Consider the following 4,790-nt stretch of genomic DNA (forward strand, 5'->3'; position numbering starts at 1 on the left):
CGGCTTCGCGCCGCATCCGGAACCACGATACGTGCCGCCACGGCAACCGCGGCCGGCGTCGAAGCCGCCGGGGCCGCGCCCGAAACGCCTCAGACCGCGGCGAACGCCACCGGCGGCACGGCCGGCGCGAGCGGCATCGCCTCGGCCTTGGCGGCGGCCTTGCGGGTCTTGCCGGCGCGCGAGGGCGGCTGGCACAGCCCGCAGACGAAACCCTGCTGCGGATCGTGCGCATGCGCGACGAAGTGGCCGCCGCAGCGCGTGCAGGACGTCATCTGCAGCATCCCGGAATCGAAGAAGCGCACCAGGGTCCAGGCGCGCGTCAGGCTCAGCACCGCCTCGTCGTCGGACAGCCCGACGTGCTCCAGGTAGAGCCGGTAGCTCTTGACGATCGACTGGATCGAGTCGCAGCCGCCGTGGGCCTGCATGAAGCGGTAGATGTTGTAGAACAGCGACGAATGGATGTTCGGCTGCCAGGTCATGAACCAGTCGGTCGAGAACGGCAGCATGCCCTTGGGCGGCGAGACGCCCTTGAGCTCCTTGTAGAGCTTGATCAGCCGGTCGCGGGACAGGTTGGTCTCCGCCTCCAGCAGTTGCAGACGCGCCCCGAGTTCGATCAGTTCGATCGCCAGGGTGATTTCCTTGACCTCGAGCACCACGCTCTTCGTCGCCATCGCGAGCCTCCGGGATTTCCGGGAATGAGAAGCCATCCGCGCGCGCGCCGGACGCGCGAAGGCGCGCCGGGCTGACGGACGGCGGATGAATATAGGGAAATTAGCGGAGGCTTTCGACGGGCTGGCCGGCCATCAGGATGGCCGAGTGTGCCTGCGCGACGGCCGTGCTTCGGCCTTTGTCGGCAAGCGAGGACAGCAACGCATGATCGTCGAAACGGAAGCGGCATAGCATCTGGTTCGATGCCGCCAGCTTGACCGTCTGGGCGAGTGTCAGGTTCGCGAGCACTTCCGCGAGTTCTTCCGAGATTCCCATCCGGAACATGCCCATGGCCTTGTCCTCACGCAGCAGACGCTGGGCGAGCAATAGGTACGACAGGTTCACTTCCTTGATCTCGGCGAGCATTTCACTGGTCGCGCTCATGATTCCCCCGTAAGAAATCTTGGCCATCTGCTTTTGAAAACGTTTGCCGTGTTCGCTCGCCCGACAGGGTCGGCAACCGGCGTTTATATTCTTACGGTCATTGTGGCCAAACGGTATTGTGGCGGGTATCAGCAAAGGGGAATGCGACAGGCAGGATTTGTCTGTAAACCGTGTAGGAATTTTTCCGACAGCCTCGGCGAATTACGGAAGCCGTCGATTTCTCGTAAACCCTTGATCTCAAAAGGAGAAATGATGGGCTTCGGAAAAATTTCCCAGGCAATTATCGCGTTTTTTCTACGGCTGTCACAATTGACAGGTATGCATGTAGGAAGCCCTTTCCTACTGCCTTCCAGCCGCCCCGCGCAGACCCTCCGGCCCCTCTATTTCAGCCTGTAACAAGGCTTAAGTGTTTGAAAAATCACTCGAACCTCGTCGGACGATCCCGATAATAGAGTCGAACGGTCGGCCGGCGGTCAAAACATTTTCGTCAGCGCCGCCCCATCGTCTGCTGCCGGCCGCACCCGATCCGGGCGAGCACGGCAGGCAGGCCCGGCCACCATACGCACAGGAGAACCGCCCCATGCGCATCGCACAAATCGCCCCGCTCTACGAAGCCGTCCCGCCCAAACTCTACGGCGGCACCGAGCGCGTCGTGTCCTACCTGACCGAGGCCCTGGTGGAACTCGGCCACGACGTCACGCTGTTCGCGAGCGGCGATTCCGTCACCTCGGCCAAGCTCGAGGCCTCCTGGCCGCGCGCGCTGCGCCTGGATCCCTCGATCCGCGACTCGATGGCGCCGCACATGCGCCTGCTCGAGCAGGTGGCGCGCCGCGCCCATGAATTCGACGTGCTGCACCTGCACCTCGACTACCTGCCCTTCCCGCTGCTCTCGCGCCTGGACGTGCCCTACGTGACCACCCTGCACGGCCGGCTCGACCTGCCCGAGCTGCAGCCGGTGTTCAACGCCTTCCCGAGCGCGCCGGTGGTGTCGATCTCGAACTCGCAGCGCGTGCCGCTGCCGCAGGCCGGCTGGGCGGGCACCGTCTATCACGGCCTGCCCGACACGCTGCTCACGCCGCAAACGGACCGCGAACCCGAGTACCTCGCCTTCCTGGGCCGCATCTGCCCGGAGAAGCGGGTGGACACGGCGATCCGCATCGCCGCCAAGAGCGGCCTGCCGCTGAAGATCGCGGCCAAGGTCGACAAGGTCGACCAGGACTACTTCAAGAACGAGATCGAGCCGCTGCTGTCGCAGGCGAACGTCGAGTTCATCGGCGAGATCAACGAGCAGCAGAAGCCGGCCTTCCTGTCCGGCGCCAAGGCCCTGCTGTTCCCGATCGACTGGCCGGAGCCGTTCGGCCTGGTGATGATCGAGTCGATGGCCTGCGGCACGCCGGTGGTCGCCTTCAATCGCGGTTCGGTGCCCGAGGTGATCGAGGACGGCCTGACCGGCTTTATCGTCGAGGACGAACACAGCGCAGTGGGTGCGTTGCAGAAAATCGACAGCCTGTCGCGCACGGCGATTCGCGAACGTTTCGAAACGCGATTCAGTGCTCGCACCATGGCGCGTCACTATGTCGAAATCTACGAAACCTTGGGCGCCGCCGCTAAACAGCCGCATTTGACGCGACTCGCCGCCAGCTGATCGAAATCCGGGCGCCTTGCCCGGATTTCAAATATCTCGAAAAAAAGAAAGCCGCATCCCCGATGCGGCTTTCTTTATTGCGGCGGCCGAAACAGGCCGGCCGACAGTGCCGGCGCGACCGGCGACTTACTCGACCAGAAAACGCTCGCGGTTTTTACCGACGATCCAATTCGGCGGCTTGCCGCGGCCACTCCAGGTGGCGCCCGACTTCGGGTCCCGGTATTTGGGCGGCAGCGGCGCCTTCTTCGGCGGACGCCCGCGCTTGGCGCGCTCGGCAAAGCCGAGATCCTGCGCGGTCAACCCGTATTCGGCGATCTTGCGCTGCACGTCGGCGATGACGGCCTCCACTTCCTGCCGGCGGACGTCGTCCGCTTGAGCCTGCAAGTCGGCAATCTGCGCTTTCAGTTTTGCGTATTGAGACATTTTCACTCCCTATTCACGATTCGCCTGGCAATTGGAGCCTAGACACTATCGTTCCGTTCCGCAATCAGCACTGTACCGGGATCGGGCCGAGCCCAATTCGTATGAAAAAAATTATTGCGGATGCATTATATTTCAGTGCAGGTTAATTCTAATGAAATTCGCGCGACACATCGCGGCAATTTAACAATCGTTGACCCTTCGACACGGATTGGATTTCCTATAATCCGTAGCAATGCGCGTCGCGTCAATTACGAGATGGCCGGCTGACAAAATTCCCGCCCTTTTTGGTCGGAATGGTAACGAAAAATCGGCACGCCGGAATTGACGGAAAGCGTCGGCGAAACCACGCCGAGGCCCGGCTGGCGCCTTACGGGAAGATTGCCACGGGGAGCGAGGAAGCAGCGACCCCGACGCTGCCGAATCCGAAACAACAAAGGGGGCGAGTATTTCAACGGGCGCTTCGGCGCCCGTTTTTCATGGATCAATTCGAATTGCGTCGCGGCAGTGAATGACCGGCGGCGCCTTATCGAAATTCGGCATGAAATAGCCGACAGCGGGACAAGGCCGATTGGCGGCGGCAAGGGCCGCCATCGCGGCGCGGCCGCGTGTCTCGATGCGGCGCTTCTCAGCGAACCGGGTCGATATCGAGCGCGAACAGTTCGCGCAAATGGCGCGCCACGCCCGCATCGGCATTACTGCCGATGCGCGGCACGTCCGGCAGGCGCAGCACCAGGTCGGGATTGGCGTTATCCATCATGAACGGATGGCCGGCCGTTTCCAGCAGGTCGATATCGTTCATGTTGTCGCCGAATGCGACGCAATGCGCGCGATCGAGACCGAGCCGCTCCAGCACCACCCGCAGCGCGCGTCCCTTCGAGACGCCCGCGGTCATCACCTCCAGGCAATCCGGCAGCGAGTAGGTCACGTAGAGCGCATCGCCGAAACGGCTCGCGAGCCGCTCGGCCAGCACCGCCAGGTCGGCCGGCTCGCCGATGTAGAGCACCTTGGCGACGTCCTCGGCCGGGTAGGCCGGCAGGTCGGCCACGCGGTAGACGAAGCCCGAGTCCTGGTGGAATTCGAGCAGGTGCGGCGCCTCGCGGTCGATCAGCCAGCCGGTATCGGTGAACAGGTTGACGATCACCCGGCCGTGCTCGCCCACCAGCTCGGGCCGCACCAGCTCGCGCACCACCGCCGGCGCGATGTCGCTGGCGTACAGCGGCGTGTCGTCGGGCGCATGCACGCGCGCGCCGTTCGAGGTGATCAGGTAGGGGCGGATGCCGAGCACGTCGCGGATCCCGGCCACGTCGGCGTGATGCCGGCCGGTCGCGATGATGATGGGAATGCCGTCGGCCGCCAGCCGGCGCACGGTGTCGATCGTGTAGGGATCGAGCTGGTGGTCGCGATTGAGCAGGGTGCCGTCGAGATCGGTGCAGATGGCGTGGTACATGGCGGGTGGGCGGGGCGCGGAAAGCCCGCATTTTATCGCCGCCAAGGCTGGCGCGCCGCGCGGCCGCAATGAAAACGCAAGCCGGCGGCGCCGATCCCTCGCGCCTCGCACGACGGCTGCCGGCCACGGCCGGCGCCGTTCAGGCTTGCCTCGCCCGCCGCGCGGCCTCGCGCTGGGCGAGCC

General features: G+C 64.1%; 5 protein-coding genes. 1 reads left to right on the forward strand and 4 read right to left on the reverse strand.

The features are described from left to right. Positions 1-89: 89 nt before the first annotated feature. Positions 90-671 carry a flagellar transcriptional regulator FlhC gene (flhC, locus tag F3J18_RS35585; protein ID WP_166916788.1) on the reverse strand — a complete coding sequence of 194 codons (582 nt, stop codon included), beginning with the start codon at positions 669-671 and terminating at the stop codon, positions 90-92. A gap of 100 nt (positions 672-771) precedes the next feature. After that, positions 772-1,092: a flagellar transcriptional regulator FlhD gene (gene flhD, locus F3J18_RS35590; protein WP_025099997.1), complete on the reverse strand. Its 321-nt coding sequence runs from the start codon at positions 1,090-1,092 to the stop codon at positions 772-774. 580 nt (positions 1,093-1,672) lie between these two features. On the opposite strand from flhD, the gene F3J18_RS35595 reads away from it, so the two are divergent. After that, positions 1,673-2,737 carry a glycosyltransferase family 4 protein gene (locus F3J18_RS35595; RefSeq protein WP_025099998.1) on the forward strand — a complete coding sequence of 355 codons (1,065 nt, stop codon included), beginning with the start codon at positions 1,673-1,675 and terminating at the stop codon, positions 2,735-2,737. 126 nt (positions 2,738-2,863) lie between these two features. Here F3J18_RS35595 and F3J18_RS35600 read toward each other — a convergent pair whose 3' ends face one another. Next, a complete protein-coding gene (locus tag F3J18_RS35600) occupies positions 2,864-3,160 on the reverse strand; it encodes an H-NS histone family protein (RefSeq protein WP_013696269.1) in 297 nt (98 codons plus the stop codon). A 625-nt stretch (positions 3,161-3,785) separates the two neighbouring features. Further along, entirely contained in the window at positions 3,786-4,607 is an 822-nt protein-coding gene (locus tag F3J18_RS35605) for a Cof-type HAD-IIB family hydrolase (protein WP_166916790.1), read from the reverse strand. Positions 4,608-4,790 lie beyond the last annotated feature (183 nt).

The sequence above is a fragment of the Burkholderia sp. Ax-1720 genome (assembly GCF_011753035.1).
Classification (GTDB): domain Bacteria; phylum Pseudomonadota; class Gammaproteobacteria; order Burkholderiales; family Burkholderiaceae; genus Burkholderia; species Burkholderia gladioli.

Bases quoted from the DNA above. Each gene is read 5' to 3' on its own strand.
- flhC (WP_166916788.1), bottom strand. From the start codon at position 671: ATGGCGACGAAGAGCGTGGTGCTCGAGGTCAAGGAAATCACCCTGGCG.
- F3J18_RS35595 (WP_025099998.1), top strand. From the start codon at position 1,673: ATGCGCATCGCACAAATCGCCCCGCTCTACGAAGCCGTCCCGCCCAAA.
- flhD (WP_025099997.1), bottom strand. From the start codon at position 1,092: ATGAGCGCGACCAGTGAAATGCTCGCCGAGATCAAGGAAGTGAACCTG.
- F3J18_RS35605 (WP_166916790.1), bottom strand. From the start codon at position 4,607: ATGTACCACGCCATCTGCACCGATCTCGACGGCACCCTGCTCAATCGC.
- F3J18_RS35600 (WP_013696269.1), bottom strand. From the start codon at position 3,160: ATGTCTCAATACGCAAAACTGAAAGCGCAGATTGCCGACTTGCAGGCT.